Consider the following 1,218-nt stretch of genomic DNA (forward strand, 5'->3'; position numbering starts at 1 on the left):
GAGGTTCTGGTTGGTGGTGTTGAGCTGCGAGCCGTTGATGGCATCGGTCGAGGTCGCCGACACATCGCCCGCAGCCACGCTGGTGATCTTCTTGCCACCCGCATCGATGCCGGAGGCGAGCACGCTCGGGCCGTTGGCGATGGCCAGACCGTTGGTGTCGAGCTTGCTGTTGCCCGTGGTGATCGACGTCGCGTTCAGATCGTCGGCCGTTGCCACCGTGATGTCCGCGCCGTTGCGCGTCACCTTGATGTTCTGACCGTCCTTGAACTGCACGGTGTCGCCCGGCTTGACCTGCGTGGCCGTGTCGCCATTGGCCTGGACATTCCAGCCCGCATTCGCCGTCTGCTGGACCGCGTAGAGCTGCGAGCCGTTGACCGCGTCGGTCGACGTGCCGCTCAACGTACCTGCCGCCAGATTCGTCAGCTTCTGGGCATTACCCGGGTTGGCAGCGGTGCCGCCGCTGGCCGTCAGCGTCGTGACATCCGTTGTGCTGGTGCGCTGCACCACACCGGCCGAGCCATTGCTGATGTTGGAGACCTGCTGATTCGTCGCATACAGCTGGCTGCCGTTCACCGCATCCTTTGACGACGAAGAGAGGTCGCCGTCGGCAACGCTGGTGATCTTCTTGCTACCGGCATCGATGCCGGAGGCAAGCACGCTCGGGCCGTTGGCGATGGCCAGACCGTTGGTGTCGAGCTTGCTGTTGCCCGTGGTGATCGACGTCGCGTTCAGATCGTCGGCCGTCGCCACGGTCACATCGGTGCCGTTGCGCGTCACCTTGACGTTCTGCCCGTCCTTGAACTGCACCGTGTCGCCCGGCTTCACCTGCGTGGCCGTGTCGCCATTGGCCTGCACGTTCCAGCCGGCATTGGCTGTCTGCTGCACCGCATAGAGCTGCGAGCCGTTGACCGCATCCTTGGAGGAAGACGTCACATCGCCTGCTGCGAGATTGGTCAGCTTCTGCGCGTTGCCCGGGTTGGCGGCAGTCCCGCCGCTCGCCACCATCGTGGTGACGTCCGCCGTGCTGGTGCGCTGCACCACACCCGACTTGCCGCTGTCCACCGCCGCAAAGGCATCCCCCGCGTTGTTATAGGTCGAACCACCCACCGAATAGCTGGGCGCCGTGCCGTTCTGCACATCGGCACCACCACCCAGGTACTTGCTGGTGTTGGCCGCCACTGTGCTCAGGTTCTGGTTGGTGGTGTAGAGCTGCGAGCC

General features: G+C 64.7%; 1 pseudogene. It reads right to left on the minus strand.

Going from position 1 to position 1,218, the window contains the following annotated elements:
* Positions 1 to 1,218, minus strand: a pseudogene (locus D588_RS0119385) (hypothetical protein); the annotation flags it as partial.

The sequence above is a fragment of the Xanthomonas sp. SHU 308 genome, assembly GCF_000364645.1.
In the GTDB taxonomy this organism is placed as follows: domain Bacteria; phylum Pseudomonadota; class Gammaproteobacteria; order Xanthomonadales; family Xanthomonadaceae; genus Xanthomonas_A; species Xanthomonas_A sontii.